This window comes from Janibacter sp. GS2, assembly GCF_051200835.1.
Lineage (GTDB): Bacteria > Actinomycetota > Actinomycetes > Actinomycetales > Dermatophilaceae > Janibacter.
In genome coordinates this window covers 1,213,661-1,240,511 of record NZ_CP195161.1, presented here as the reverse complement: position 1 = coordinate 1,240,511, position 26,851 = coordinate 1,213,661, and the positions used below count along the sequence as shown (strand labels likewise).

General features: G+C 69.8%; 34 protein-coding genes. 7 read left to right on the top strand and 27 right to left on the bottom strand.

The features are described from left to right. The first annotated feature begins 45 nt into the window (after nucleotides 1-45). Nucleotides 46-1,179, top strand: coding sequence for a glutamate--cysteine ligase (locus ACR9E9_RS06130; protein WP_435202713.1), 1,134 nt, complete (start codon nucleotides 46-48; stop codon nucleotides 1,177-1,179). A 102-nt stretch (nucleotides 1,180-1,281) separates the two neighbouring features. Here the strand turns inward: ACR9E9_RS06130 and rpsI are convergent, their stop codons facing one another. Next, a complete protein-coding gene (gene rpsI, locus ACR9E9_RS06125) occupies nucleotides 1,282-1,803 on the bottom strand; it encodes a 30S ribosomal protein S9 (protein WP_435202711.1) in 522 nt (173 codons plus the stop codon). Nucleotides 1,804-1,835: 32 nt separating this feature from the next. Then, nucleotides 1,836-2,279 (bottom strand): 50S ribosomal protein L13, encoded by a 444-nt coding sequence (rplM, locus tag ACR9E9_RS06120; RefSeq protein ID WP_435202709.1) that lies wholly within the window; start codon nucleotides 2,277-2,279, stop codon nucleotides 1,836-1,838. 239 nt (nucleotides 2,280-2,518) lie between these two features. Between rplM and ACR9E9_RS06115 the strand changes: the two genes are divergently transcribed. Both ACR9E9_RS06115 and lepB read left to right on the top strand, forming a co-directional pair. Beyond that, nucleotides 2,519-3,100 (top strand): helix-turn-helix domain-containing protein, encoded by a 582-nt coding sequence (locus ACR9E9_RS06115; RefSeq protein WP_435202707.1) that lies wholly within the window; start codon nucleotides 2,519-2,521, stop codon nucleotides 3,098-3,100. A gap of 10 nt (nucleotides 3,101-3,110) precedes the next feature. Then, the gene (gene lepB, locus ACR9E9_RS06110; RefSeq protein WP_435202705.1) at nucleotides 3,111-3,818 is read left to right on the top strand and encodes a signal peptidase I; all 708 of its coding nucleotides are present in this window, start codon (nucleotides 3,111-3,113) and stop codon (nucleotides 3,816-3,818) included. Nucleotide 3,819: 1 nt separating this feature from the next. Here lepB and truA read toward each other — a convergent pair whose 3' ends face one another. The 8 genes from truA to infA form a co-directional block, all read right to left on the bottom strand. Continuing rightward, nucleotides 3,820-4,650 (bottom strand): tRNA pseudouridine(38-40) synthase TruA, encoded by an 831-nt coding sequence (gene truA, locus ACR9E9_RS06105; RefSeq protein ID WP_435202703.1) that lies wholly within the window; start codon nucleotides 4,648-4,650, stop codon nucleotides 3,820-3,822. Nucleotides 4,651-4,799: 149 nt separating this feature from the next. Then, the gene (rplQ, locus tag ACR9E9_RS06100; RefSeq protein ID WP_435202701.1) at nucleotides 4,800-5,345 is read right to left on the bottom strand and encodes a 50S ribosomal protein L17; all 546 of its coding nucleotides are present in this window, start codon (nucleotides 5,343-5,345) and stop codon (nucleotides 4,800-4,802) included. Between the two features lie 61 nt (nucleotides 5,346-5,406). Next, nucleotides 5,407-6,441 (bottom strand): DNA-directed RNA polymerase subunit alpha, encoded by a 1,035-nt coding sequence (locus tag ACR9E9_RS06095; protein ID WP_435202699.1) that lies wholly within the window; start codon nucleotides 6,439-6,441, stop codon nucleotides 5,407-5,409. 115 nt (nucleotides 6,442-6,556) lie between these two features. Next, on the bottom strand, nucleotides 6,557-7,165 hold the full coding sequence (rpsD, locus tag ACR9E9_RS06090) for a 30S ribosomal protein S4 (RefSeq protein WP_435202697.1): 609 nt from the start codon (nucleotides 7,163-7,165) through the stop codon (nucleotides 6,557-6,559). A 30-nt stretch (nucleotides 7,166-7,195) separates the two neighbouring features. Further along, complete coding sequence (gene rpsK / locus ACR9E9_RS06085) at nucleotides 7,196-7,591, bottom strand: 30S ribosomal protein S11 (RefSeq protein WP_435202695.1); 396 nt, start codon at nucleotides 7,589-7,591, stop codon at nucleotides 7,196-7,198. Nucleotides 7,592-7,671: 80 nt separating this feature from the next. Continuing rightward, nucleotides 7,672-8,043 (bottom strand): 30S ribosomal protein S13, encoded by a 372-nt coding sequence (gene rpsM / locus ACR9E9_RS06080; RefSeq protein ID WP_435202694.1) that lies wholly within the window; start codon nucleotides 8,041-8,043, stop codon nucleotides 7,672-7,674. Nucleotides 8,044-8,267: 224 nt separating this feature from the next. Beyond that, a complete protein-coding gene (gene rpmJ, locus ACR9E9_RS06075; protein ID WP_007928044.1) occupies nucleotides 8,268-8,381 on the bottom strand; it encodes a 50S ribosomal protein L36 in 114 nt (37 codons plus the stop codon). A 104-nt stretch (nucleotides 8,382-8,485) separates the two neighbouring features. Next, nucleotides 8,486-8,707 carry a translation initiation factor IF-1 gene (gene infA / locus ACR9E9_RS06070; RefSeq protein ID WP_435202691.1) on the bottom strand — a complete coding sequence of 74 codons (222 nt, stop codon included), beginning with the start codon at nucleotides 8,705-8,707 and terminating at the stop codon, nucleotides 8,486-8,488. A gap of 250 nt (nucleotides 8,708-8,957) precedes the next feature. On the opposite strand from infA, the gene ACR9E9_RS06065 reads away from it, so the two are divergent. Both ACR9E9_RS06065 and ACR9E9_RS06060 read left to right on the top strand, forming a co-directional pair. Next, the gene (locus ACR9E9_RS06065; protein WP_435202689.1) at nucleotides 8,958-10,640 is read left to right on the top strand and encodes a BCCT family transporter; all 1,683 of its coding nucleotides are present in this window, start codon (nucleotides 8,958-8,960) and stop codon (nucleotides 10,638-10,640) included. A 60-nt stretch (nucleotides 10,641-10,700) separates the two neighbouring features. Then, on the top strand, nucleotides 10,701-12,233 hold the full coding sequence (locus tag ACR9E9_RS06060; protein ID WP_435202687.1) for a CPBP family intramembrane glutamic endopeptidase: 1,533 nt from the start codon (nucleotides 10,701-10,703) through the stop codon (nucleotides 12,231-12,233). A 114-nt stretch (nucleotides 12,234-12,347) separates the two neighbouring features. On the opposite strand, the gene meaB is transcribed toward ACR9E9_RS06060, so the two are convergent. From meaB to ACR9E9_RS06040, 4 genes are all read right to left on the bottom strand, one after another. Beyond that, nucleotides 12,348-13,343, bottom strand: a complete 996-nt coding sequence (gene meaB / locus ACR9E9_RS06055; RefSeq protein WP_435202685.1) for a methylmalonyl Co-A mutase-associated GTPase MeaB — start codon at nucleotides 13,341-13,343, stop codon at nucleotides 12,348-12,350. After that, nucleotides 13,336-15,552, bottom strand: coding sequence for a methylmalonyl-CoA mutase (scpA, locus tag ACR9E9_RS06050; protein WP_435202683.1), 2,217 nt, complete (start codon nucleotides 15,550-15,552; stop codon nucleotides 13,336-13,338). Before scpA ends, meaB begins: the two co-directional genes overlap by 8 nt. Then, the gene (locus ACR9E9_RS06045; protein WP_435202681.1) at nucleotides 15,549-17,387 is read right to left on the bottom strand and encodes a methylmalonyl-CoA mutase family protein; all 1,839 of its coding nucleotides are present in this window, start codon (nucleotides 17,385-17,387) and stop codon (nucleotides 15,549-15,551) included. Before ACR9E9_RS06045 ends, scpA begins: the two co-directional genes overlap by 4 nt. A 188-nt stretch (nucleotides 17,388-17,575) precedes the next feature. Next, a complete protein-coding gene (locus tag ACR9E9_RS06040) occupies nucleotides 17,576-18,061 on the bottom strand; it encodes a winged helix-turn-helix transcriptional regulator (RefSeq protein ID WP_435202679.1) in 486 nt (161 codons plus the stop codon). A gap of 118 nt (nucleotides 18,062-18,179) precedes the next feature. Between ACR9E9_RS06040 and ACR9E9_RS06035 the strand changes: the two genes are divergently transcribed. Both ACR9E9_RS06035 and ACR9E9_RS06030 read left to right on the top strand, forming a co-directional pair. Further along, a complete protein-coding gene (locus tag ACR9E9_RS06035) occupies nucleotides 18,180-18,758 on the top strand; it encodes a dihydrofolate reductase family protein (RefSeq protein ID WP_435202677.1) in 579 nt (192 codons plus the stop codon). Next, nucleotides 18,755-19,492 (top strand): SgcJ/EcaC family oxidoreductase, encoded by a 738-nt coding sequence (locus tag ACR9E9_RS06030; RefSeq protein ID WP_435202675.1) that lies wholly within the window; start codon nucleotides 18,755-18,757, stop codon nucleotides 19,490-19,492. The genes ACR9E9_RS06035 and ACR9E9_RS06030 overlap by 4 nt, the downstream gene beginning before the upstream one ends. Nucleotides 19,493-19,504: 12 nt before the next feature. On the opposite strand, the gene map is transcribed toward ACR9E9_RS06030, so the two are convergent. The 13 genes from map to rplN form a co-directional block, all read right to left on the bottom strand. After that, entirely contained in the window at nucleotides 19,505-20,356 is an 852-nt protein-coding gene (gene map / locus ACR9E9_RS06025; RefSeq protein ID WP_435202673.1) for a type I methionyl aminopeptidase, read from the bottom strand. 7 nt (nucleotides 20,357-20,363) lie between these two features. Next, nucleotides 20,364-20,927 carry an adenylate kinase gene (locus ACR9E9_RS06020; RefSeq protein WP_435202671.1) on the bottom strand — a complete coding sequence of 188 codons (564 nt, stop codon included), beginning with the start codon at nucleotides 20,925-20,927 and terminating at the stop codon, nucleotides 20,364-20,366. Then, the gene (gene secY / locus ACR9E9_RS06015) at nucleotides 20,927-22,249 is read right to left on the bottom strand and encodes a preprotein translocase subunit SecY (protein ID WP_435202669.1); all 1,323 of its coding nucleotides are present in this window, start codon (nucleotides 22,247-22,249) and stop codon (nucleotides 20,927-20,929) included. The genes ACR9E9_RS06020 and secY overlap by 1 nt, the downstream gene beginning before the upstream one ends. A 200-nt stretch (nucleotides 22,250-22,449) precedes the next feature. Beyond that, entirely contained in the window at nucleotides 22,450-22,932 is a 483-nt protein-coding gene (rplO, locus tag ACR9E9_RS06010) for a 50S ribosomal protein L15 (protein ID WP_435202667.1), read from the bottom strand. A 2-nt stretch (nucleotides 22,933-22,934) separates the two neighbouring features. Continuing rightward, complete coding sequence (rpmD, locus tag ACR9E9_RS06005; RefSeq protein ID WP_435202665.1) at nucleotides 22,935-23,117, bottom strand: 50S ribosomal protein L30; 183 nt, start codon at nucleotides 23,115-23,117, stop codon at nucleotides 22,935-22,937. Further along, the gene (gene rpsE / locus ACR9E9_RS06000) at nucleotides 23,117-23,782 is read right to left on the bottom strand and encodes a 30S ribosomal protein S5 (protein ID WP_435202663.1); all 666 of its coding nucleotides are present in this window, start codon (nucleotides 23,780-23,782) and stop codon (nucleotides 23,117-23,119) included. The genes rpmD and rpsE overlap by 1 nt, the downstream gene beginning before the upstream one ends. Nucleotides 23,783-23,816: 34 nt before the next feature. Next, nucleotides 23,817-24,191 (bottom strand): 50S ribosomal protein L18, encoded by a 375-nt coding sequence (rplR, locus tag ACR9E9_RS05995; protein WP_435202661.1) that lies wholly within the window; start codon nucleotides 24,189-24,191, stop codon nucleotides 23,817-23,819. A 3-nt stretch (nucleotides 24,192-24,194) separates the two neighbouring features. Beyond that, on the bottom strand, nucleotides 24,195-24,731 hold the full coding sequence (rplF, locus tag ACR9E9_RS05990) for a 50S ribosomal protein L6 (protein ID WP_435202659.1): 537 nt from the start codon (nucleotides 24,729-24,731) through the stop codon (nucleotides 24,195-24,197). A gap of 12 nt (nucleotides 24,732-24,743) precedes the next feature. After that, the gene (gene rpsH, locus ACR9E9_RS05985; RefSeq protein WP_435202657.1) at nucleotides 24,744-25,142 is read right to left on the bottom strand and encodes a 30S ribosomal protein S8; all 399 of its coding nucleotides are present in this window, start codon (nucleotides 25,140-25,142) and stop codon (nucleotides 24,744-24,746) included. A gap of 126 nt (nucleotides 25,143-25,268) precedes the next feature. Continuing rightward, nucleotides 25,269-25,454, bottom strand: a complete 186-nt coding sequence (locus ACR9E9_RS05980) for a type Z 30S ribosomal protein S14 (protein ID WP_007924699.1) — start codon at nucleotides 25,452-25,454, stop codon at nucleotides 25,269-25,271. 1 nt (nucleotide 25,455) lies between these two features. Beyond that, nucleotides 25,456-26,040, bottom strand: a complete 585-nt coding sequence (gene rplE / locus ACR9E9_RS05975; protein WP_435202655.1) for a 50S ribosomal protein L5 — start codon at nucleotides 26,038-26,040, stop codon at nucleotides 25,456-25,458. Nucleotide 26,041: 1 nt separating this feature from the next. Further along, entirely contained in the window at nucleotides 26,042-26,380 is a 339-nt protein-coding gene (gene rplX, locus ACR9E9_RS05970; RefSeq protein ID WP_435202653.1) for a 50S ribosomal protein L24, read from the bottom strand. Between the two features lie 3 nt (nucleotides 26,381-26,383). After that, the gene (rplN, locus tag ACR9E9_RS05965; protein ID WP_435202652.1) at nucleotides 26,384-26,752 is read right to left on the bottom strand and encodes a 50S ribosomal protein L14; all 369 of its coding nucleotides are present in this window, start codon (nucleotides 26,750-26,752) and stop codon (nucleotides 26,384-26,386) included. Nucleotides 26,753-26,851: the final 99 nt, after the last annotated feature.

Sequence of the window (26,851 nt, the reverse complement as noted above, 5' to 3'; positions counted from 1 at the left end):
TCGGTTACGCTGGCCGCCCCACCGTTACGGCATCGAGAGGCCACGATGATCGAGTTCACGCCGTCTGCGGGCCCGACACTCGGCGTCGAGTGGGAGATCGCACTGCTCGACCGGGAGACCCTGGACCTCGTCCCCCTCGCGGAGAGCGTCCTCGACGCCCTCGCGGGTGACGAGGGCTTCTCCCCCAAGGTGCACCGCGAGCTGCTCAACAACACCGTCGAGCTCGTCACCGGCGTCTGCCAGACCGTCCCCGAGGTCATCGAGGACCTCTCCGCGAGCCTCGAGCGGCTGCGGGGCATCACCGACGGCCTCGGCCTCGAGCTGCTCTCGGCCGGGACGCACCCCTTCGCCCGCTGGGAGAGCCAGGAGGTCACCGAGGGTGAGCGGTACGCCACCCTCATCGACCGCACCCGCTGGTGGGGCCGGCAGATGATCATCTACGGGCTGCACACCCACGTCGGCGTGACCCACCGCGACAAGGTCCTGCCCCTCCTCAGCGGCATGCTCTCCTATGCCCCTCACCTGCAGGCGCTCTCCGCCTCCTCCCCGTGGTGGGGCGGGGTCCCCACCGACTACGCGAGCAACCGGGCGCTGCTCTTCCAGCAGCTGCCCACGGCGGGCCTGCCCTTCCAGTTCGAGCACTGGGCCGAGTACGAGCGGTACGTCAGCGACCTGCTCGTCACCGGGGTCATCGACGAGCTGAAGGAGGTGCGCTGGGACCTGCGACCGGCGCCCCCGCTGGGCACGCTGGAGATGCGTGTCTGCGACGGCGTCCCCACGTTGCAGGAGATCGCCGCGCTCACCGCCCTGACGCAGTGCCTGGTCGTCCACCTTGACGACCGGCTCACCGACGGCGGCACCATCCCGTCGCTGCCGCCGTGGCACGTCCAGGAGAACAAGTGGCGCACCGCCCGGTACGGGATGGACGCGATCATCATCCTCGACTCGCGCAACCGGGAACGCCTGGTCACCGACGAGCTGCACGACCTGCTCCAGCGCCTGGAGCCGGTTGCCCGCCGGCTCGGCTGCTCTGCGGAGCTGGCCATGGTCGAGGACATCATCCGGACCGGTGCGAGCTACCAGCGCCAGCTCGCCGTCGCGGCCGATCACGGTGGTGACCTCGTCTCGGTGACCCGCGCCCTCGTCGACGAGATGCGCGCCGGTCGTCCCCTTCCCTGAGCCGGCCGACGACGCCCGTCGAGGCACCTCGTCGCCCCCAGCACGGACGAAGGGCGCCGCCCCCGATCGGGGAGCGGCGCCCTTCGCGCGTGGAGCTGCGGATCAGCGCTTGCTGTACTGCGGCGCCTTGCGGGCCTTCTTCAGACCGGCCTTCTTGCGCTCCGGGACGCGGGCGTCCCGGGTGAGGTAGCCGGCCTTCTTCAGCGTGGCGCGGTTGAGCTCCGGGTCGACCCCGTTGAGCGAGCGGGCGACGCCGAGACGCACGGCGCCGGCCTGGCCGGAGGGGCCACCGCCGTGGACGCGCACGAGCACGTCGTAGGCGCCGTCGAGCTCGAGCGCAGTGAGCGGCTCGTTGACGATCTGCTGGTGGACCTTGTTCGGGAAGTACTCCTCGAGCGTGCGCCCGTTGACCTTCCACTCGCCGGTGCCCGGGACGATCCGGACGCGGGCGATGGCCTGCTTGCGACGGCCGGTGGACGCGCCGGGAGCGGAGGCCGAGGGACGGCGCGCGGGCTCCTCGCTCGTGCCGACGGAGCCGTCGGACTCGGAGGTGTAGGAGCTCAGCTCGGGCTCGTCGCCCTCGAGCACCTGGGACTGCTCTGCGTTTTCGGTGGTGTCAGCCACGATATTGCCTCTGATTTCCTTCTCGGCAGCGCTTACTGCGCGACCTGCGAGATCGTGTAGGGGGTGGGCTGCTGGGCGGCGTGCGGGTGCTCGGCACCGGCGAACACCTTGAGCTTGTCCAGCTGCTGGCGGCCGAGGCTGTTGCGCGGGAGCATGCCACGCACGGCCTTCTCGACGGCGCGCGTCGGGTGCTTCTCGAGCATCTCGGTGTAGTTCATGGAGGACAGGCCGCCCGGGTGGCCCGAGTGGCGGTAGGCGCGCTTCTTCTCGGCCTTGGCTCCGGTGAGCGCGATCTTGTCGGCGTTGATGATGATGACGAAGTCGCCCGTGTCCAGGTGGGGGGCAAAGGTCGTCTTGTGCTTGCCGCGCAGCAGCGTGGCGGTCTGGCTCGCGAGTCGGCCGAGCACGACGTCGGTGGCGTCGATGATGTGCCACTGACGGGTGATCTCACCGCCCTTGGGGGAGTACGTGCGCATGAGTGATGCCTTCTGCTCTCGTGGGTACGTGCGGCCCCCTTCGCCGGACGAAGGGGGTGGCGCCGCCAGCCGGTGAGGGCGCGGCGCCGCTGCACACCATTCTACGGACGCGCGACGGGCGACCGAAATCCACCGGGGAGCCCCGAAACCCGCGCCATACCGGGGTTCTTCGGGGCATCGGCCGGTCACGCCCGCGGCGGCCGCCGATGATTGCACAATACTTGTGCAATCATCGGGGCATGGTCGACGAGCCTCCCGGCGCCTCCGGGCCCGCCCCCTGGCGCCTGCTGGCGCACCCCCTTCGCTCCCGCATCCTCGCCCACCTGCGGCTGCACGGCGCCGCGACGGCGGCCGACCTCGCCCGGGCGCTGAGCAGCAACACGGGGGCCACGAGCTACCACGCGCGGGTCCTCGCCGAGGCCGGCCTCGTCGACGACACGGGGCTCGGTGACGGCCGCTCCCGGGTCTGGGCCGCGGCGGAGGAGGACGAGGAGCGCGGGGTCGACACCTCGGTCGCCGTGAGCACGATCTCCGACGCCGACGAGCTCGCCGACGCCCTCTGGCTCGCCCACGACCTCGTCGACCACCACGCCCAGCGACTCCACGGCTGGGTCGACGCGCAGGTCTCCTGGCCCCTGGTGTGGCAGGAGGAGTGCGGGCTCGACGACACGGAGGTCCTCGTCGACGAGACCCAGCTCGCGGCCCTGCGAGCCGAGCTCGGTGCGGTCCTCGACCGCTACCGGCGTCGCGGCGCCGGCACCCCCGGGGCCCGGCGGGTCACGGCCGTCGTCGGCCTGACCCCGCTCCCGCGCCGGGCATAGTCTGGCCTGCGTGAGCCAACGACCGGAGAGGCGCCAGCGGCACTGGGCGTTCGACGTCCTCGTCCGGCTCGTGATCTCCTTCGCCGTCATCGCCGTGGTCACCCACACGCTCGTGCGGCCCTTCGTCGTCCCCTCCGGGTCGATGGAGCCGACGATCATGACGGGCGACCGTGTCGTCGCGAAGGTCCTCGGTGTCGACGGGGAGGACCTCCAGCGCGGCGAGGTGGTCGTCTTCGGCCACGGCGAGACCTGGGACGAGGACCGGATCCGGGAGCCCGACGCGGTCAAGAACCTCGTGCGCCACGTCGGCGACGTCCTCGGCGTCGGCCCGAGCCACCGGGCCCACACGGTCAAGCGGGTCATCGGCCTGCCGGGCGAGACCGTCTCGTGCTGCGACCCGGAGGGACGGGTCCTCATCGACGGGACCCCTCTCGAGGAGCCCTATGTGGAGCGGGACCTGCCCTTCGATCGCGGGGAGCGGGACTGCACCGGGGAGGGGTCACCCTCGCCACGCTGCTTCGCCCGGACCACCGTGCCCACGGACTCCTACCTCGTCCTCGGCGACAACCGCTCCGACAGCGCTGACTCCGTCTCGGCCTGCCGGGGCAGCACGGGTGACGTCCAGTGCACTGCGCGCTTCGTGCGCGCCGACCAGGTCGTCGGCGTCCTGGGCTGGCGCTGGTGGCCGCTGCCTCCGGGCAGCGCCCTGCGCGAGTGAGCTAGTCCTCGCGGCGTGCCCTGGCCTCCTGCGCCCGGGCGGCGAGCTGCTCCGCCGGGGGGTAGGTCACCTCGACGAGGCAGAGGCCGTGCGCGGGCATGACCTTGACCCGCGGGTCGCGGGCCGCCTCGGTGAGCACCCGCTCCGGCCACTCGACGCCGCGCTCCCCCGCCCCCACCGGGACCAGCGCCCCGATGAGGGCCCGCACCATCGAGTGGCAGAAGGCGTCCGCGAGGACCGTCGCCTCGAGCAGGCCGTCCTCCCGCCGCCGCCAGTCGTAGCGCAGCAGCGTGCGCGTCGTGCTCGCCCCCGGTCGCTTCTTGCAGAAGGCGGCGAAGTTGCGCAGGCCGAGCAGTCGCTGCGTCGCGGCGTTCATCGCCTCGACGTCGAGGGGGGTGCGCAGGGCGACCACCTCCCGGCGGCGAAGGGGGTCCGCGGTCGACGGGTCATCGCCGACGAGGTAGCGGTAGCGCCGGCTCGTCGCGGAGAAGCGCGCGTCGAAGCCCTCGGGCGCCTCGGTCGCCGCCTGCACCACGATGTCGTCGGGCAGCACGCCGCGCAGCCGGGTGAGCAGGGCCTGCAGCGGGGCCCGGTCCGAGCGGCCCCTGGCCTGCTCGAGGTCAGCGGGGTCGAGGTCGACATGGACCACCTGGCCGAGCGCGTGCACGCCGGCGTCGGTGCGTCCGGCGACGGTGACCCGCGCCGGCTCCGACAGGCGCAGGACCCTCGCCACGGATGCGGTCAGCTCGCCCTCGACCGTGCGCAGCCCCGGCTGAGCGGCCCAGCCGTGGAAGTCGGTGCCGTCGTAGGCGAGGTCGAGACGCAGCCGCATGCGGGTCAGCGTAGGCGAGCGCCGGGTGCCTCGAAGCGGTGGTCCCGGCACCGGCACCACCGCACGGGGCCGCCGGCAGCAGGGCCCTCTCATCACGACGAAGGGCGCCGCCCCCTTGGTGGGAAGCGGCGCCCTTGCGGCGGTCACACTCAGGCGTCGGTCTGCTTGCCCTCGGTGTCGGCCGTCTCGTCGGTGGCCTCGGTCTCGGCGGGCTCGTCGGTGGCCTCGGTCTCGACGGCCTCCGTGGCTGCCTCGTCCGTGGCTGCCTCGTCCTTGGCGGAGCGCTTCGCAGCACCCTCCGCCTCGGCGACGACGGCGCGCTTCGGCTTGGCGTTGAGCGGCTCGCGGACGAGCTCGATCACGCACATGGGGGCGTTGTCGCCCTTGCGCGGCGCGATCTTCGTGATCCGGGTGTAGCCACCCGGGCGGTCGGCCACGTCGGGGGCGATCTCGACGAAGAGACGGTGGACGACGCCCTTGTCCTTGATCACCGTCATGACCTTGCGACGGGCGTGCAGGTCACCGCGCTTGGCGAAGGTGAGCAGACGCTCGGCGAGCGGGCGAAGCCGCTTGGCCTTCGCCTGGGTCGTGGTGATCTGGTCGTACTCGAAGAGCGACGTGGCCAGGTTCGCCAGGATGAGGCGCTCGTGGGCCGGGCCGCCCCCGATACGGGGGCCCTTGGTCGGGGTGGGCATGGTGTTCTCCTAAAGAGGTCTGACCTCACCGCTCGTGGCGGTCAGGTCGAAGGGCGGTGGGTCAGAGCTGCTCGTCCTCGGCGAACGAGGCATCCTCGTCGCCGGACTCGTCGTAGTCGTCCTCGCCGTAGCCGGGGATGGACGTGGGGTCGAAGCCGGGGGGGCTGTCCTTGAGGGCCAGACCCATCTCGTGCAGCTTGGCCTTGACCTCGTCGATCGACTTGGCACCGAAGTTGCGGATGTCGAGCAGGTCCGCCTCGCTGCGCCCGACGAGCTCACCCACGGTGTGGATGCCCTCGCGCTTGAGGCAGTTGTAGGAACGAACCGTCAGGTCGAGGTCCTCGATCGGCAGCGCCATGTCGGCGGCAACAGCGGCGTCCGTCGGCGACGGGCCCATGTCGATGCCCTCGGCCTCGACGTTGAGCTCGCGGGCGAGGCCGAAGAGCTCGACGAGGGTCTTGCCGGCGGAGGCCAGCGCGTCCCGGGGGGCGATCGAGTTCTTCGTCTCCACGTCGACGACGAGCTTGTCGAAGTCGGTGCGTTGCTCGACACGGGTCGCCTCGACCTTGTAGGTCACGGCGAGCACCGGCGAGTAGATGGAGTCGACCGGGATGCGACCGATCTCCTGGTCACCGGACTTGTTCTGCTGCGCGGAGACGTAACCGCGGCCGCGCTCGACGGTGAGCTCCATCTCGACGGAGCCCTTGTCGTTGAGCGTGGCGATGTGCAGGTCGGGGTTGTGGACCTCGACACCGGCCGGCGGGTTGATGTCGGCGGCCGTCACCGCACCGGCACCGGACTTGCGCAGGTACATCACGACCGGCTCGTCGTTCTCGCTGGAGACGACGAGGGACTTGATGTTGAGGATGACCTCGGTGACGTCCTCCTTGACCCCGGGGATCGTGGAGAACTCGTGGAGCACCCCGTCGATCCGGATCGAGGTCAGCGAGGCACCCGGGATGCTCGAGAGCAGAGTGCGGCGCAGGGAGTTGCCGATGGTGTAGCCGAAGCCGGGCTCGAGAGGCTCGATGGCGAACCGCGAACGGTTGTCGGCGAGGACCTCTTCGGTCAGGTTCGGGCGCTGTGCGATGAGCACGGTGATCTTCCTTCCCACGGGCGACCGCTATATGACGCCTCGTGAAGGCGCCCGGGCGTGACCCGGGCGGTGGCCCCCGCATCGGTCCGCGGGGGCCACCCTGGATGAACTGGGGTCAGTTCTTGGAGTAGAGCTCGACGATGAGCTGCTCGGTGAGCGGCGTGTCGATCTGCTCACGGGTCGGCAGCTGGTGCACGAGGATCTTGAGGCTGCCGGGGATGACGTGGAGCCACGCCGGAGTCGGACGCTCGCCGAAGGTCTCACGTGCGAGCTGGATCGGGAAGGCCTCGACCGACTGCTTGCGGACCGTGACGATGTCGTACTGCTCGACACGCTGGCTGGGCACGTTGGTGCGCGTGCCGTTGACCTCGAAGTGGCCGTGCGTGACCAGCTGACGGGCCTGACGACGCGTGCGGGCGAGCCCGGCACGGTAGACGACGTTGTCGAGTCGCGACTCGAGGATGATCAGCAGGTTGTGACCGGTCTGGCCGGGGCGGTTGGCCGCCTCCTTGTAGTACCGGACGAACTGCTTCTCCATGATGCCGTAGGTGAAGCGAGCCTTCTGCTTCTCCTGCAGCTGGGTCAGGTACTCCTTCTCCTGGATCCGCCGACGGCCGTGCTGGCCGGGCGGGAAGGGACGGAGCTCAAAGTTCTTGTCGCCGCCGACGAGGTCGAGCTTGAGTCGACGGGACTTCTTGGTGATGGGGCCGGTGTAACGAGCCATGGGTTATCTTCTCTCCCGTATCTCTGCTGCTCAGACGCGACGGCGCTTGGGCGGGCGGACACCGTTGTGCGGACTGGGCGTGACGTCCTGGATCGCGCCGACCTCGAGGCCGGCAGCGGTCAGGGAGCGGATCGCGGTCTCACGACCGGAACCGGGGCCCTTGACGAAGACGTCGACCTTCTTCATGCCGTGCTCCATGGCGCGACGCGCGGCGGCCTCGGCGGCCATCTGGGCGGCATACGGGGTGGACTTGCGCGAACCCTTGAAGCCGACCTGGCCGGCAGAGGCCCACGAGATCACGGCGCCGGTGGGGTCGGTGATCGAGATGATGGTGTTGTTGAACGTGCTCTTGATGTGGGCCTGGCCCACGGACACATTCTTCTTGACCTTGCGGCGCACCTTGGTGGCGCGGGTCTTGGGGGGCATGTTTCTCCTACGAAGTGCTTCGGTGTGTGGTGCTCACGAGGCCGCTGGGCGCTGTCGCACCCCTGCGCTCTGGTGAGGCGTCAGGACTTCTTCTTGCCGGCGACGGTCCGCTTCGGGCCCTTGCGGGTCCGGGCATTGGTCTTCGTGCGCTGACCGCGCACCGGGAGACCGCGACGGTGCCGCAGACCCTCGTAGGTGCCGATCTCGACCTTGCGGCGGATGTCAGCGGCGACCTCACGGCGGAGGTCACCCTCATGCTGGACATTCGTCTCGAGGTGGTTGCGGAGGGCGACGAGCTGGTCGTCACCCAGGTCCTTCACGCGAACGCTCGGGTCGATGTCGGTAGCGGCGAGAGCCTTCTGTGCGGTTGTGCGTCCCACACCGAAGATGTAGGTCAGGGCGACCTCGATGCGCTTCTCGCGCGGGAGGTCGACTCCAACAAGACGTGCCATGTGATGGCTTCCTTATCTTCTGTTCGGAGGTCTGGTACACCACCAGTCCGCCGGGGTGTCCCGCTCGTGTGCGGGCCGTGCGGTCCTCGGCCTCCGAGCCGAGGGTGACGTCCGCTCCCGCGAAGGGAGAGGGGCCGGGTGGTGCGTGCTTCTTCGTGGCGTTGCTCGAGGATCTGGGCGACAAGAGCCCGGTTCCCCGCCTTACCGGTCCTGGTGGACCGCGATCAGCCCTGGCGCTGCTTGTGGCGCAGGTTGTCGCAGATCACCATGACCCGGCCGTTGCGGCGGATCACCTTGCACTTGTCGCAGATCTTCTTGACGCTCGGCTGAACCTTCATTGCCGTCTCGCATCTGTCTCGATCTGTCCCGCCCCCGGTGCGTGGCGACGGGTCGTGCTCGTGTGCCTCACTCGTCGGTCGTCGTCAGGCGACGACCGCCTCGATCAGCGGTAGCGGAAGACGATACGGCCGCGGGTCAGGTCGTACGGGCTGAGCTCCACCACGACCTTGTCCTCGGGGAGGATCCGGATGTAGTGCTGCCGCATCTTGCCCGAGATGTGGGCGAGAACCTTGTGACCATTCGTCAGCTCCACCCGAAAACTCGCGTTCGGGAGTGCTTCGATGATCGTGCCCTCGACCTCGATGACACCGTCCTTCTTGGCCATACCCTCTCAATCCGTTGATGGTGGTGCCTGGATGGCCGCCACCGGTGTCCGGTCACGCTGGTGCGCACCCTCCGTCATCGGGAAGGTGCAGCACACACGGGACCGACACTCGAGGATACGCCACGCAGTGGGCGCGGCGAAATCCACCCATGCGACCCCTGACCTGCGACACTCGCCGGATCCCTTGGTCGTGTCCGACACCGGACGACGCGGCCGGACGCTCGTCACCCGCACTCGGGAAGGAACCGACATGGACGCATTGGCACGCAAACTCCGACTGCGGACCCAACCGACGATCTTCTTCGTCTCGGCCGGTCTGATGATCCTCTTCCTGATCATCCTCCTCCTCTTCCCCGACCAGCTGAACAGCAGCTTCGGCGCGGGCCGCGAGTGGATCGTCACCAACCTCGGCTGGTACTTCATCTTCGGTGTCACCGTCTGGGTCGTCATGCTGCTGGGCGTCGCGATCAGCCCGTACGGACAGGTACAGCTGGGACGCAAGGACGAGCCGCCGCAGTACAGCTTCCCGTCGTGGTTCGCCATGCTCTTCGCCGGTGGCATCGGCACCATCCTCATGTTCTGGGGCGTGGCCGAGCCGATCTCGCACTACTCCACCCCCCCGAGGGCCGGCGTCGAGCCGTACAGCGTGGAGGCGGCCACGGACGGGATGAACTTCGCGCTCTACCACCTGAGCCTGCACACCTGGGCGATCTTCTGCCTTCCCGGCCTCGCCTTCGCGTACTTCATCCACCGCTACGAGCTGCCCGTGCGCGTCAGCTCGGTCTTCTACCCCTTCCTCAAGGACGGCATCTACGGCCCGATCGGTCGCTCCATCGACATCCTCGCCATCCTCGGAACCCTCTTCGGTGTCGCCGTGTCCATCGGCCTGGGCACCTCGCAGATCGGGGCCGGACTCGGCGAGCTCTTCGGGTGGGAGAACACCACCACCCTGCAGGTGCTGATCATCGTCGCGCTGGAGATCGTGGCGGTCACCTCCATCATCCGGGGCATGGACAAGGGCGTGAAGCTGCTGTCGAACATCAACATCGTCATGGCCATCGGCCTGATGGTCTTCGTCTTCCTCACCGGCGGGATGACGCTCTTCCTCACCCGGGAACTCTTCGAGACCACCGGCAACTTCATCTCGGCGCTGCCGGAGCTCATGCTCTGGAACGACGCCCTGTCCCCGGTCACCAAGGAGGACGGCTGGGGCTGGCAGGGCGGCTGGACCGTCTTCTACTGGGCGTGGACGGTCAGCTGGGCCCCCTTCATGGGCATCTTCCTCGCGCGCATCTCCAAGGGCCGCACGGTGCGTGAGTTCGTCCTCGGTGTGCTCTTCGCGCCGACGATCTTCACCATCATCTGGTTCGTCGTCTTCGGCTGGTCGGCTCTGCGCATCGACGGCATGAACGGCTCCGAGGGGCCGATCGCCGAGGCCGTCGCCGAGTCGATCCCCCTGTCGATGTTCGCCTTCTTCGAGAACTACCCGCTCACGACCATCATCCAGGGCTTCGCCGTGCTCATCGTCGCGATCTTCTTCGCGACGAGCTCCGACTCCGCGTCGCTCGTCGTCGACATGCTCTGCACCGGTGACGGCGACGCCGGTCCGACGCACCAGCGCGTCTTCTGGGGTGTCAGCGAGGGCGTCCTCGCGGCGCTGCTCATCGTCCTCGCCGGAGACAAGGGTCTGGAGGCACTGCAACAAGTCATCACGGTCATCGGGCTACCGATGTTCACCCTGATGTTCCTGGCCGGCATCAGCTTCATCGTCGCCCTGCGCAAGGAGAACCTGCAGTTCGTCACCAAGGTGCGTGGTGTGCCTGAGGAGGCGGTCTTCGCCGGCAGGGAGGCCCTGGACCGCGGTGAGGTCACGGGCGAGCTGCCCGTGACCGAGCAGGAGAAGGACCAGGACAGGACCGACGTCACGGGGTGACCCCACCGGTGTCGGCGGCCCTTGCACCGGGCCGCCGACACCGGACCGTAGGCTCGAGCCATGACAGGCCTGAGCATCGCCCTCGTCGGGGAGGACCAGGCAGGTGCGGCCCTCGCGCGGCGCGCCCTCGCAGCACTGGCCCCGGAAGCCCGGATCAGCCACCTGCCGCCGGGCCTGACCCCGGCCACCGACCTCGACGGGATCTGGCTGCTCGCCCCACCCCCCGGCAGCGACCCCACGGTCCACGACCTGACGATCTCGTGGGCGATGCACCTGTGCCTCCCCCTCGTCGGCCCGCTCGGCTCCGGCGAAGGGGAGAGCGACACCCTTCGCCCCGTGCCCGGCGGCCGTCTGGCCGGATCGCTCGGAGACGCACCCCTCCAGCTGCCGGCGACGGCGAACGGCGCCCGCCGAGGCGCCGAGTACCTTGCCCCCGCTGGGACGCTCTGGTCCGCCGAGGCCCATCGGGGCGCCGAGCCGGCGGTCATCACGGCGGGGGGCGCCCCCTTCGTCATGCTCGTCGACCACCCCCTGGCCACGGACGCCGGTCTGCACCCGCTGCTCACCGGGTTCGTCGCGGCGGCGCGAGCCCACCTCGCAGCTCGAGCCACCACCCGGCCGGGCGCACCCGGGCCGACCCGCTCGCCCTTCGCCCCGCTGCCCGACGAGGGGCCGCTCAGCTACGTCCACCAGATGCGCACCTCCGGCTACCGGTGGTGGCGCCCCCTGCTGGCGCTGGCCACGGGCACCGCGACCTTCGTCGTGCTCGCCCTCACCCTCACCCTGGTGTGGGCGGTCCTCGACCCGAGCATGCTCGACAGCGCCGCGGACCCGGCGGGCGTCGACCTCATTGCCCCGATCCCCATGCTCATGGGCAACCTCATGCTCGCGGCCCTCATCCCCGCTGCCATCGTCGCCACCCGGGTGGGGCACTGGCGGCCGGTGGGCGCGCTCTTCTCCGTCACCGGTCGGATCCGCTGGCGCTGGCTCGGCCGGGCGATGCTTGTGACGACGCTCATCTGGGGTTCCTGGCTCGTCGCCATGTGGTTCATCGACGGCGGCGAGGCCGGGGAACGCCCGCAGCACTGGCCGTGGCTGCTCGTCATCACGCTCCTCACCACCCCGCTGCAGTCGGCCGGCGAGGAGGTCGCCTTCCGCGGCGCACTGATGCAGGGCGTCGGCGCGTGGATCCGTCGGCCGGTGCTCGCGCTCGTCGTCGGCACGGTCCTCTCGGCCGCGCTCTTCGCCCTCGCGCACACTTCGCTGGACCCGTGGATCCTCCTCGACCTGGGCACGCTGGCGGTCGCCGCCTGCTACCTCACCTGGCGCACCGGCGGCCTCGAGGCCGCGATCGCCCTGCACGTGGTGAACAACCTCGTCCTGATCCTCATGCTCACGCTGCTGGGCGGGCTCGAGGGGGCCTATGTCACCGAGGGGACGACGAGCACCTTCGGTGCTGCCGGGATCAGCGCCGTCTCCACCCTGGTGATGATGGCGATCCTGCTGTGGCAGGCACGGCGAGTGGGGGTCGCTCCGAACAGGCTCGGGGCTCCGGCGACCTCCCCACCCGAGCTTGAGGACGCCCGCCCCTGAGGCCGACGCCCCCTCCCCCTTCGCATTTGCCTAGGCAGATGCGAAGTGGACGCGCATTTGCCTAGGCAGATGCGAACGGGGCCGCGCATTTGCCTAGGCAGATGCGAAGGGGGGTCAGGGACGCTCGGCGAGGTCCGCGGAGAAGGCGGCGATGATCCGGTCGGCCCCGTCGACGGCGCTGACCTCACCGGCGCGCACGCCGGGGGTGAGCTCGGAGAGCAGGGCGCGCACCCGGGGTGCGGCACGGACCGCGTCACGCAGCTCGGCGTCGACCATCGCCCACATCCACTCGCGCTGCTGCTCCGCACGGCGCGAGTGCAGGGAGCCCTGCTCCTCGAGCCACGCCCGGTGCTCGACCACCGCCGCCCAGACCTCGTCCAGACCGTCACCGGTGTGGGCGCTGCACGTGAGCACCGGAGGGCGGCGCGCGTCCTTGTCGGGGTTCATCAGGCGCATCGCGCCGGACAGCTCGCGGGCGGCCACGCGTGCGTCACCGGCGTGCTCGCCGTCGGCCTTGTTGACCGCGATGACGTCGGCGATCTCGAGGATGCCGCGCTTGATGCCCTGCAGCTGGTCACCGCCCCGGGCGAGGGCCAGCAGGAGGAAGGTGTCGACCATCTCGGCGACCGCGACCTCGGACTGCCCCACGCCGACGGTCTCGACGATCACGGTGTCGAAGCCCGCCGCCTCGAGGACGAGCATCGACTCCCGGGTCGCCCGAGCCACTCCCCCGAGGTGCGTGCCGGAGGGTGAGGGCCGGACGAAGGCGTCGTCGCTCGCCGTGAGGGCGGCCATCCGCGTGCGGTCCCCCAGGACGGATCCTCCGGTCCGGGAGCTGCTCGGGTCGACCGCCACGACGGCGACCCGGTGGCCCTGCTCGATCAGCCGGGTCCCGAGGGCGTCGATGAAGGTCGATTTCCCCGCGCCGGGGATGCCGGAGATGCCGACCCGCATCCCACCCCCGGTGTCCGGTGCGAGCTCGGCCAGCAGGGCCTTCGAGCGCTCCCGATGGTCCGGGCGCGAGGACTCGACGAGGGTGATCGCCCGGGCGATGTGGGCCCGCGAGCGATCCCGCACCCCCGCCGCGAGATCGGCGACCGACTCAGCCATCGGTGCCGGCGGCCCGCTCCCGCAGCGCGTCGACGAGGCGACCCGCAGCATCGGCGATGACCGTCCCCGGGGGGTAGATGTCATCGGCACCGGCCGCCCGCAGCTCCTCGAAGTCCTGCGGCGGGATGACGCCCCCGACGACGATCATCAGGTCCTGGCGGCCGAGCTGGTCCAGCTCCGCCCGCAGCGCCGGCACGAGGCTGAGGTGACCCGCAGCCAACGAGGACACGCCGACGACGTGGACGTCGGCCTCGACGGCCTGACGCGCCACCTCGCCCGGGGTCTGGAAGAGCGGGCCCACGTCGACGTCGAAGCCGAGGTCGGCGAAGGCGGTCGAGATGACCTTCTGCCCGCGGTCGTGACCGTCCTGTCCCATCTTCGCCACGAGGATGCGCGGGCGACGCCCTTCGTCCTGCTCGAACTGCTCGACCTTGGCCCGGACCACTTCGACGGCTCCGCCCGAGCCTGCCTCGTCCGTGTACACACCGGAGATCGTACGGATCTGCGCGGTGTAGCGCCCGTAGACCTCCTCGAGCGCGGAGGAGATCTCTCCGACGGTGGCCTTGGCGCGCGCCGCGTCGATGGCCAGGGCGAGGAGGTTGGTCTCCATCGTCCCGCCCTCGGCCCTCGCCGCCGCTGTCAGCGCCGCCAACGCCGCCTTCGTCTCGGACTCGTCCCGCTCCTCGCGCAGGCGCTCGAGCTGGGCGATCTGCGACGCGCGGACCGCGGCGTTGTCGACCTTGAGGATCTCGATGGCCTCGTCCGCCGAGTTCTCCGAGACCGGATAGGTGTTGATCCCGATGAGCGGCTGCTGCCCCGAGTCGATCCGCGCCTGGGTCCGCGCGGCCGCCTCCTCGATCCGCAGCTTCGGGATGCCGGCCTCGATGGCCTTCGCCATGCCGCCGGCCTCCTCGACCTCCTCGATGTGCGTCCACGCACGCCGGGCGAGGTCGTGGGTCAGCTTCTCGACGTAGGCGCTGCCACCCCACGGGTCGACGACCCGGGTCGTGCCCGACTCCTGCTGCAGGACCAGCTGGGTGTTGCGGGCGATGCGTGCCGAGAAGTCGGTCGGCAGCGCGATCGCCTCGTCGAGCGCGTTGGTGTGCAGGCTCTGGGTGTGACCCTGCGTCGCGGCCATCGCCTCGACGCAGGTGCGCGCGACGTTGTTGTAGACGTCCTGCGCGGTGAGGCTCCAACCGGACGTCTGCGAGTGCGTGCGCAGGGAGAGCGACTTCGGGTTCTCGGGGGCGAAGTTCTCCTTGACCAGGCGCGCCCACAGCAGGCGCGCGGCGCGCAGCTTGGCGACCTCCATGTAGAAGTTCATCCCGATGGCCCAGAAGAAGGACAGCCGCGGCGCGAAGGAGTCGACGTCGAGCCCCACGTCCTTGCCCGCCCGGATGTACTCGATGCCGTCGGCCAGGGTGTAGGCCAGCTCGAGGTCCTGCGTCGCCCCGGCCTCCTGCATGTGGTAACCGGAGATCGAGATCGAGTTGAACCGCGGCATCCTGGCGCTGGTGAAGGCGAAGATGTCGGAGATGATCCGCATCGAGGGCAGCGGCGGGTAGATGTAGGTGTTGCGGACCATGAACTCCTTGAGGATGTCGTTCTGGATGGTTCCGCTCAGCTGCTCCGGGCTCACCCCCTGCTCCTCGGCCGCGACGACGTAGAGCGCGAGGATCGGCAGCACCGCGCCGTTCATCGTCATCGACACGCTCATCCGGTCCAGCGGGATGCCGCTGAAGAGCGTGCGCATGTCGTAGATCGAGTCGATGGCCACACCGGCCATGCCCACGTCACCCGAGACGCGCGGGTGGTCGCTGTCGTAGCCGCGATGGGTCGCCAGGTCGAAGGCGACCGAGAGTCCCTTCTGACCCGCGGCCAGGTTGCGCCGGTAGAAGGCGTTGGACTCCTCCGCCGTGGAGAAGCCGGCGTACTGCCGCACCGTCCACGGCTGGTTGACGTACATCGTCGGGTACGGACCGCGGAGGAAGGGGGCGGCACCGGGCGCGGTCTCGAGGAAGTCCAGGTCCTCGGTGTCCGCCTCCGTGTAGACCGGCGCGACGTCGATGTGCTCCGGCGTCTGCCAGCCGTCGGCGGCACCCGGGGTCGCGTCGAGCGCCTCCTGCCACCGCTGGCCGGCGTCGGTCGCGGGCCGGGCCTCGCCGAGCTCGATGGTGTCGAAGGGGGGGATGGGCTGCGCGTCGCTCATGCGTTCGCTCCTGCCTGCTGGGCACCGAGGAGATCAAGAAGGTCGGTGAGGAAGGCGACGACGTCCATGCCGTCGCGGACCTCGCCGTCGACCGTGAGGTCACCGAGCTCGCGGGCGGGGCCGGCCACGAGGACCCGGCCGACGTCCACCGACCGGAGGGCGGAGACGGCCGGCTCCGCCAGCGCCTCGTATCCCTTCCGCGATGAGGCGAGGATGGCGGCGGGGGCCCCCTTCGCCGGCTCGGTCGCCGCCGGCAGGTCGTCCACGGTGGGGACCTCGATGATCTGCGGGCGGATCCCGGCGACCCCCAGGAGGTTGCTCAGGAAGGACACCCGCGCGGTGGTCTCGCGGGCCGGACCGAGCGCGATGACCGGGACGGTGACGTCGCCGGCCGTGGTGCGCGCACGCAGGGTCTCGAAGACCTCTCCGTCACGGCGGCGCGGCAGCCCGTCCCGGGCGAGCGCGACGCGGGCGGTGCGCTCGAGGGGCTGCTCATCCGCCAACGGGAAGGTCGACGTGCCGGTCAGCGGCACCTCGCGGGTGGCCAGGGCGGTGTCCCGCTCGGCGCGGGTGTCGGCGAGTCGCTGCGCGATGGCCCCGGATGCCAGGCCGGCGGCGGCGCCACCGGCGGCGTCGAGCTCACCGAACCAGGTCCACGCGGCGTGCGCGAGGGCCTCGGTGAGGCTCTCCACGTAGTTCGAGCCCCCCGCGGGGTCGGCGACCCGGGCGACATTGGCCTCGGCGGCGAGCAGCGACTGCGTGTTGCGCGCCACGCGGCGGGAGAAGGGGGTCGGCAGCCCGATCGCGTCGTCGTAGGGCAGGACGGTGATGGCGTCGGCGCCACCGGCGGCCGCGCCGAAGCAGGCGATCGTGCTGCGCAGGATGTTGACCCACGGGTCGGTGCGGGTCTGCATCCGCCACGAGGTGACGGCATGGATCCACGCGCCCCGGTCGGCCTCCGGCACCTCGAGGACCTCACCGACGCGGGCCCAGGTGCGGCGCAGCGCGCGCAGCTTGGCGATGGTGACGAACTGGTCAGCCGTCACCGCCACGCGGAAGTCGATCCGGCGGAAGGCCTCCGCCGGGGTGACGCCGGCCCCGCTGAGGTGGCGCACGTAGTCGAGGGCGCTCGCGAGGGCGAGGGCGAGCTCGTCCTGGTCGCTCGCCCCGGCGTCGTGGTGCACGCGGGTGTCGACGGTGATGGCCCGCACGCCCGTCCAGCGGGTCGAGCAGGCGTGCACGGCGTCGGCGAGCGGAGCGAGGTCCGGCGTCCCACCGACCGCGGCGGCGAGGCCGACCGGGTCGTGCCCGAGGCTGCCACGGACGACGGCGGGGTCGACTCCCTTCGCCTCCCAGGCGGCGATGAGGGCCGCAGCCGCGCCGGGCTGGTCGGTCAGGGAGGAGACGACGACCGGAGCGAGTTCGGCCATGACGTCACCGAGGACCTCGGTCACGTCGCCCGCTGCGACGCCGTCGTCGCCGACGTGCAGCCAGATGGAGCTGACACCGCGCTCGAGGTCGGCCAGGACGGCCGAGCGGGTCGACGCTGCGTCCGGGTCGTCGTGCAGCTGTCGCACGTCCCACGCCAGGTTGGGGTCACGCGGCCCACGGCCACGGGTGAAGGGCATCGCCCCGGGCAGGCCGAGCGCGCTGTGCTCCCCCGACCAGTAGATCGGTGCGACCTCCAGGCCACCGGGCAGGTGGCTGGCGAGGACCTCGCGGGCGCCGTCGCCATCGACCTGGGCGTCCTCGGGACGGGACCTGTTGACCACGGCAGCGGCCATGTCCGCCCACGCGTCCGGCCCGACCTGGGGGAAGTCCGCGGCCAGGCTCATGACGTCCTCGCGTCCGGATGGACTTTCGGGGGGCATCGTCATCCTCGTAGCGCTCCTCATCGACCCGCCACCGGATCTCTCGACGGCTTGACTGACGCCTCACCCTACCCAGCGCACGCGCCCCGGTGACCGGCTGTCCGCGTCGTGTGCGCCACACTCGCACGAGCCCTCCCCGGTCCTGCGAGCCCTCACTGCAGGGACTCGTACGCCTCCTGCAGACGCTGCATCACGCTCGGTCCCGTCCCCGTGACAGGGGGCGCCCCGAGGTGGAGGTGACGCAGCTCGTCCATCAGCTCCGCCACCAGCTCGGGACCGCCGTCCTCCAGGAGTTGCTGGCGGACGGTCAGCTCCGGTGTCGTCGGTCGGTTCACCCGCCCCCACGAGCCGAGCGCCACGAGCACCGGCAGCGTCTGGATCCCCGCCTCGGTGAGGGAGTAGCGGGCCCGCTGACCACGCACCGCCTCCTCCCGGACCAGCAGCCCGCCGGCGACGAAGGACTTCAGCCGGGAGGAGAGCACATTGCTCGCGATCCCCTCCTCGGACCCGGAGAGCAGCTCACGGAAGTGGCGCCGCCCGCCGAAGATGATGTCGCGGAGGACGACCACGCTCCACGGGTCCCCGAGTGACTCGACGGCCGCGTTGATCGGGCAGCCCGAACGCGGTTCGTTGCGCATGACCCTCCTCTCGATCCGGCCCCGACCTAGTGGTTGTGCTGAGCAAGCACTCTACTCTACCGTGAGTTGTGGTTGCAGATCGCAATCACCACTCGAAGGAGAAGACCATGGAGCAGCGATGGGACGCCTGACCTACGGGATGCTGGTCTCGCTCGACGGCTACGTCCGCGGACCGGACGGCGGCTTCGAGTGGGCCGAGCCGGACGCGCAGCTGCACGACCACTTCACCGAGACCCAGGCCGGGGCGGTTGTCGACGTCTACGGGCGGCACATGTGGGAGACCATGCGCTACTGGCAGGACCCGCCGGCCGCTGACCTGGTGGCCCCCCAGCACCGCGGGTTCGCCGAGGCGTGGCAGGCCACGGACACCGTGGTCGTCTCACGCTCGCTCTCGTCGGTCGACACCGCCCGCACGCAGCTGTGGCCGCACCTCGACCTCGATCGGCTGCGCGCCATGGTGGAGACCTGCGACGGTGCCGTGACGATCAGCGGCCCGACCCTCGCCGCGTCCGCCCTGCGCGCGGGACTCGTCGACGAGGTGAGCGCGTACGTCGTCCCGTACGTCGCCGGAGGCGGGCTGCGCTTCCTGCCGGACGGCTTCGCGACAGACCTGCGCCTGCGCCACGAGCGCCGCTTCGGCGGAGGGACCGTCGAGCTCGTCTACGACGTCCGCCCCACCGAAGGGGGCCCCTCATGATCGTCGTCGTCGGGCACCTCGACGTCGACCCCGCAGACCGGGACCGGTTCGTCCGGCTCTCCCAGGAGTCGGTCCGGCGGGCCCGCGACACCGAGGGCTGCCTCCACTTCGCGGTCACCGCCGACCCGCTCTGCGCCGGACGCGTCGACGTCGCCGAGCGCTGGCGCGACCGGCCAGCCCTCGAGGCCTTCCGCGGCAGCGGGCCGGCGGGTGATCTCGGCGATGCCGTGCAGGCCTTCCACGTCGAGGAGGTCGAGGTTCCCGAGGCTGCGGAGGAGCACTCGGGTCGGCGCACGACCGACCGACGGGACACCGACGCCGAGATCCGAGCCCTCCTCGAGGAACGGGTGCAGGCCGTCGCCGCGAAGGACCCAGCGCCCCTGGCGGCGAGGTTCGCCGACGGGCTGGACTCCTTCGGCGTGCTCCCGCCACACCGGGTCCGGGGCCGCGACACCCTCGTCGAGGGCACGCAGGCGTGGTTCGACGGCTACGCCTCGGACATCGCCTACGGGGTGCACGACCTCCGGATCATCTCCGAGGGAGGCCTCGCCGTCACCGCCTTCGTCTACCGGGTGACGGGCACGCTGCACGGCGGGTCGGACGTCGACATGTGGGTCCGCTCCACGGGGGTCCTCCGACGCGGGGAGGACGGGCGCTGGGTCCTGACCCACCAGCACGAGTCGGTGCCGTGGGACCCGACGACAGGGCAGGGCGTCCTCACACCCGACGGGTGACCCGCGGGAGCCCTACTGGTCGAGGGGACCGAAGGGGGCGCCCAGCGCAGCGAGCTCCTGCTCGCCGCCGTCGTTCGCCGTGAGCACCCAGATGCCACGCTCCGTGAGCGCCACCGAGTGCTCCCAGTGCGCGGCCGGCCTCCCGTCGTCGGTGACGACGGTCCACTCGTCCGCGAGGACGTGGTTCGCCTGGTCGCCGAGGGTGACCATCGGCTCGATGGCCAGGGTGGCGCCGACCGGGGTCTGCGGGACCCGGCCGCGGACGCGGTAGTTCGGCACATTGGGCGGCAGGTGCATGTGCTCACCGATGCCGTGGCCCGTGTAGTCCTCCACGATCCCGTAGGCGACGCCGTCTGCGCGGGCGTCCGCGCGGATGGAGTCCTCGACCGCGCCACCGATGTCGTTGAGGTCACCATCGGGACGAAGGGAGGCGATGCCCGCCCAGAGCGAGCGGCGGGTGACCTCGGACAGACGCACCGCCGCCGGGTCGCCGGCCTCGTCGCCACCGACGACGAGGGTCATGGCCGCGTCGCCGTTCCACCCCTCGACCTCGGCACCGCAGTCGATGCTCAGCAGGTCACCTGCGGCGAGGACCCGACCCCCGGGGATGCCGTGGACGATCTCCTCCCCCACCGACGTGCACAGGGTGTGCCGGTACCCGGGGACGAGCTGGAAGTTGGGGACGCCGCCCCCGCTGCGGATGACGTCCTCGGCCACGGCGTCCAGCTCGCCGGTCGTCACGCCGGGGCGGACCTCGACACGCAGGGCGTCCAGGGCCCGGGCGACGAGCAGGCCGGCGACGCGCATCGCCCGCAGCTGCTCCGGGGTGCGCGCGCGCACGCGCTCACGGGAGAAGAGTCCCACGTGAGCGTCAGGCTCCGAGCGCTGCGAGGATGCGCTCGGCGACGACGTCGACCTCGCCCTCGCCGTCGACCGTGACCAGCAGGCCACGCTCGGCGTAGGCGTCTGAGAGCGGCTTGGTCTCACGGTGGTAGATGGCCATCCGCTCGCGGATGATCTCCTCGGTGTCGTCGACGCGGCCCTCGACCTCGGCCCGCTTGAGCAGCCGCTGCACGACGACCTCGTTGTCCACCACGAGCTCGAGGACCTTGTCGACGCCCGATCCGGTCTTGGCGAGCATCTCGTCCAGGGCCACGACCTGCGCGGTCGTGCGCGGGAAGCCGTCGAGCAGGAAGCCGGAGGAGGCATCGGACTCGGCGAGGCGGTCCTCGACGATGGCATTGGTGATCTCGTCGGAGACGTAGCCACCGGACGCGAGGATCTCCTGCACCTGCAGGCCGAGCTCGGTCTCGTTCTTGATGTTGGCCCGGAAGATGTCACCGGTGGAGATGGCCGGGATGCCGTAGTGCTCGGCGATCCGGCCTGCTTGGGTGCCCTTGCCGGCCCCGGGGGGGCCCAGAATGATGAGACGCATCAGCGCAGGAATCCTTCGTAGTGACGTTGCTGGAGCTGGGACTCGATCTGCTTCACCGTATCGAGGCCGACGCCCACCATGATGAGGATGGAGGTGCCGCCGAACGGGAAGTTCTGGTTGGCGCCGACGAGCACGAGTGCGATCAGCGGGACCAGCGAGACCAGAGACAGGTAGATGGCGCCCGCAACGGTGATGCGGTTGATCACGTACCTCAGGTACTCGGCCGTGGGTCGCCCGGCCCGAATACCGGGGATGAATCCCCCGTACTTCTTCATGTTGTCGGCCACTTCGGTGGGATTGAAGGTGATCGACACGTAGAAGAAGGTGAAGAACAGGATCATGGCAGTGAACACGGCCATGTAGATCGGGCTGTCGCCCTGCACCAGGTAGGTGTTGATCCAGTCGACGTACGCCGGGTTGTTGCCCTCCGGGTCCTGCTGGAACTGGGCGATCATCTGCGGCAGCGCGAGCATCGAGCTGGCGAAGATCACCGGGATGACGTTGGCCATGTTGACCTTGATCGGGATGTACGTCGACGTGCCGCCGTACATCTGCCGGCCCACCATCTTCTTGGCGTACTGCACCGGGATCCGGCGTTGCGACTGCTCGACGAAGACGACCGCCGTCATGATCAGCAGGCCGATGAAGATCACGAGGAAGAAGATGTCCCAGCGGCCGTCGCGCTGCTGGATGGCCCACAGCGAGCCGGGGAAGGTCGCGGTGATCGAGGTGAAGATCAGCAGGGACATGCCGTTGCCGACGCCCTTGTCGGTGATCAGCTCACCGAGCCACATGATCAGGCCGGTCCCGGCGGTCATCGTCAGGACCATGAAGACCGTGTCCAGCGTCGTGTCGCGGTAGAGGATCGGACCGCAGTTGGCGTTGCTGAACAGGGCCGCGGGGTTCTGCGCGAAGGTGACGAAGGTCGCCGACTGGAGGACGGCCAGAGCGATGGTCAGGTACCGCGTGTACTGGGTCATCTTGGCCTGACCCTGCTGCCCCTCCTTCTTCAGCTCCTCGAAGCGGGGGATGACGACCGTGAGCAGCTGCACGATGATGCTCGCGGTGATGTAGGGCATGATCCCCAGCGCGAAGATCGACAGCTGCAGCAACGCCCCACCGCTGAAGAGGTTGGCCATCCCCAGGAGGTTGTTCCCGCCGTCGTCCCGGGCCCCGGCGATGCAGTCCTGCACGGCCGTGTAGTTGACGTTCGGCGTCGGCACGTAGGAGCCGAGGCGGAAGAGCACGATGATGCCCAACGTGAAGAGCAGCTTGCGCCGCAGATCGGGCGTCTTGAACGCCCGAGTGAAGACGGAGAGCACGTGGGTTCCTCCAGGACGGTGCCGTGGGTGCAGATGTGAGCTGCGGGCAGGGGCCGCCGGTGGCGGCACAACCTGTCAGACGATACCTGCCGGTGCGCACAGATCGCGAGGCGACCTGACTCACAGCCGGGATCAGGTGGACAGACGCGTCGAGGCCGCCCCGTGACACGGGACGGCCTCGCGCGGTTGACCGAAGGGGGTCAGCGGCCGGTGATGCTGCCGCCGGCCGCCTCGATCTTGGTCTTGGCGCTCGCGGAGAAGGCGTCGACCGTGAGGTCGACCTTCACCGAGATCTCACCGGAGCCGAGCACCTTGACGAGGTGGCCGTCGCGGACGGCCCCCTTCGCCACGAGCTCGTCGACGCCGATGGCGCCACCCTCCGGGAAGAGGGCCGAGATGCGGTCGAGGTTCACGACCTGGTACTCGGTCTTGAACGCGTTCTTGAAGCCGCGGAGCTTGGGCAGACGCATGTGCAGCGGCGTCTGACCACCCTCGAAGCGCTCCGGCACCTGGTACCGGGCCTTGGTGCCCTTGGTACCGCGACCGGCGGTCTTGCCCTTCGAGGCCTCACCGCGACCCACACGGGTCCTCGCGGTCTTGGCTCCGGGGGCCGGACGCAGGTGGTGCACCTTGAGCGCGGGGGCCTCGTTCGGCTCCCCGGCGGTGGCCTTGGAATCAGCCATGATCAGTCAACCTCCTCGACGGTCACCAGGTGGCGAACCGTCTGGACCATGCCGCGGATCTCCGGGCGGTCCTCCTGGACGACGGTGTCGCCGATGCGCTTGAGACCGAGGCTGCGCAGCGTGTCGCGCTGGTTCTGCTTGCCACCGATCTCCGAACGGGTCTGGGTCACCTTCATACGAGCCATCATGCACCCGCCTTCGACTTTGCGGCGGCCTCGGCGCGACCAGCGGCCTGCGCACGGATCATGGCTGCCGGGGCGACCTCGTCCAGGGGCAGACCGCGGCGGGCCGCGACGGCCTCCGGACGCTCGAGACCCTTCAGGGCCGCGACGACCGCGTGGACGATGTTGATCGCGTTGTCCGAGCCGAGCGACTTGCTCAGCACGTCGTGGATGCCAGCGCACTCGAGCACGGCGCGCACGGGGCCACCGGCAATGACACCGGTACCCGGCGACGCCGGACGGAGCATGACGACACCGGCCGCGGCCTCACCCTGGATGGGGTGCGGGATCGTGCCCTGGATGCGCGGGACGGTGAAGAAGTTCTTCTTCGCCTCCTCGACACCCTTGGCGATCGCGGACGGGACCTCCTTGGCCTTGCCGTAGCCGACGCCCACGGTGCCGTCGCCGTCACCGACGACGACGAGGGCGGTGAAGCTGAAGCGACGACCGCCCTTGACGACCTTGGCCACGCGGTTGATGGTCACGACGCGCTCGACGAACTGGCTCTCGTTGCGGTCGCGGCCACCGCCGCGGTTGTCACGGCCGCCGCTGCGGTTGTCGCGACGATCGTTGGTGGAGCGCTCGTTGGTGCCTGCGGCACCGGCGCCTCGACGCTGGGGTCCGGGCATCAGATGTTCCTCTTCTCGACGTTCTGGGTCTGCATCACAGCGCCAGACCCCCTTCGCGGGCTCCATCGGCGATTGCGGCGACGCGACCGTGGTACCGGTTGCCACCGCGATCGAACACGACGGAGGCCACGCCGGCAGACTTGGCGCGCTCGGCCACCAGACCGCCGACCTTCTTGGCCCGCTCGGTCTTGTCTGCCTCGAGGGCACGCACGTCGGCCTCCATGGTCGACGCCGACGCGACGGTCTTGCCGACCGTGTCGTCGACGACCTGGACGAAGACGTGGCGGCTGCTGCGGGTGACCACCAGGCGCGGACGCGCCGCGGTGCCGGTGACCTTCTTGCGCACACGCAGGTGGCGACGACCACGAGCGGCGCTCTTGCCCTTGGCTCGCTTGACGATCATTGCCATGGCTTACTTACCAGCCTTTCCGACCTTGCGACGGATCTGCTCGCCCTCGTACCGGACACCCTTGCCCTTGTACGGGTCGGGACGGCGGAGCTTGCGGATGTTGGCAGCCGTCTCGCCGACGAGCTGCTTGTCGATGCCCTTCACGGCGAAGCGGGTCGGGTTCTCGACGGTGAAGCTGATCCCCTCGGGCGCCTGGACGACGACCGGGTGGCTGAAACCGAGAGCGAACTCCAGGGCATTGCCCTTGTCCAGCACGCGGTAACCGGTGCCGTGGATCTCGAGCTTCTTCTCGTAGCCGTCGGTGACACCGACGACCATGTTGTTGATGAGGCTGCGGCTCAGGCCGTGGAGCGAACGCGACTCGCGCTCGTCGTCGGGCCGGGTGACCGCCACGCCGTCGTCGGTCTGGGCGACCTCGATCGGCTCGGAGATGGTCACCTGGAGCTCGCCCTTGGGGCCCTTGACCTTCACGGTCTGGCCGTCGATGGCGACGTCGACACCGCTGGGGATGGCGACAGGGAGCTTTCCGATACGCGACATGTCTGCTACCCCCTACCAGACGTAGGCGAGGACTTCCCCACCCACGCCCTTGGTTGCGGCCTGCTTGTCGGTCAGGAGGCCGGAGGACGTGGAGATGATCGCCACGCCCAGGCCGCCGAGAACCTTGGGCAAGTTGGTGGACTTCGCGTAGACGCGCAGACCGGGCTTGGACACCCGGCGCACCCCCGCGATGGAACGCTCACGGCTCGGGCCGTACTTGAGGGAGACCTTCAGCGTCTTGCCGACGGTCGCCTCCTCTACCTGCCAGCCCGCGATGAAGCCCTCCGCCTGGAGGATCTCCGCGATGTGCGACTTGAGCTTGGAATACGGCATGGAGACCTCGTCGTGGTGCGCCGAGTTGGCGTTCCGGACGCGGGTCAACATGTCCGCAATCGGGTCGGTCATGGTCATGGGCTCTGCCTGCCCTCTCTCATCGCGGTTTCACCCCGGTGTCCGGGGCGACCTTCGATGTAGAACTGTTCGTGGATGTGTGGGTACGACCGTGGTCGCGGTGGCCGGCCGGGGCCGACCCGAAAGTCACCAGCTGGACTTGGTCACGCCAGGGAGCTCACCGCGGTGGGCCATCTCGCGAAGGCACACGCGGCACAGACCGAACTTGCGGTAGACCGAGTGCGGCCGGCCGCACCGCTGGCACCGCGTGTAGCCGCGGACCTTGAACTTCGGCTTCTTGTTCGCCTTGTTGATCAGGGCGGTCTTCGCCATCTCAGTTCTCCTTGAAGGGGAAGCCCAGCTGCTTCAGCAGCGCGCGGCCCTCGTCGTCGTTCGTCGCGGTCGTGACCACGGTGATGTCCATGCCCCGGACGCGGTCGATCCTGTCCTGGTCGATCTCGTGGAACATCGACTGCTCGTTCAGGCCGAAGGTGTAGTTGCCGTTGCCGTCGAACTGCTTGGGGCTCAGCCCCCGGAAGTCACGGATACGGGGCAGGGCAACCGCGGTGAGGCGGTCGAGGAACTCCCACATGCGGGCGTTGCGCAGCGTGACGTGCGCCCCGATCGGCATGCCCTCGCGCAGCTTGAACTGCGCGATCGACTTGCGGGCCTTGGTCACCTGCGGCTTCTGACCGGTGATGGCGGTCAGATCGCGGATGGCGCCCTCGATGAGCTTGCTGTCCTTGGCGGCGTCACCGACGCCCATGTTGACGACGACCTTGACGACGCGCGGGATCTGCATCGTGTTGGCGTAGCCGAACTGCTCCTTGAGCGCGGGGGCCACCGTCTCGGAGTACGTGGTCTTCAGACGCGGCGTGGACTCCACCGTCTGGCTCGCGTTTTCCATGGTCTCAGTCATCTCAGAGGTCCTTGCCCGAGCGACCCGCGACGCGGGTGCGGCTCGCCTTGGTGCGTCCGTCGCGCTCGACGGACTCGACGCGGGTCCTGATGCGGGTCGGCTTGTTGTCCTCGGGGTCGACGATCGCCACGTTGCTCACGTGGATCGGCGCCTCGGTGACGACCAGGCCACCGGCCTGCCCGCCGAAGCCGGCCTTGGTGTGGCGGGTGACCCGCTGGACACCCTCGACCACGACGCGATCGGTCTCGGTGTTGACCGAGATGACCTTGCCCTGCAGACCCTTGTCACGACCGGACAGGACCTGGACGAGGTCGCCCTTCTTGATCTTGAGCTTGCTCATGGATCAGATCACCTCCGGTGCGAGCGAGACGATCTTCATGAACTTCTTGTCGCGAAGCTCGCGACCGACCGGGCCGAAGATGCGCGTCCCGCGCGGCTCGCCGTCAGCCTTGAGGATGACGGCGGCGTTCTCGTCGAACTTGATGTAGGAGCCGTCGCCCCGACGGCGCTCCTTGGTGGTGCGGACGATGACCGCCTTGATGACGTCGCCCTTCTTGACGTTGCCGCCCGGGATGGCGTCCTTGACGGTGGCGACGATGGTGTCGCCGATGCCGGCATACCGGCGGCCGGAGCCGCCGAGCACACGGATGCACAGGATCTCCTTGGCACCGGTGTTGTCGGCGACACGCAGTCGCGACTCCTGCTGGATCACTTCTCACTCCTGTCGTCGTGCTGGTTCTCGCTCGTGGCGAGCCTGGCCGAACTGATGTGGTCTTCGTCCGGGCGAAGGGGGCGCTGCCCCCTTCGCTAC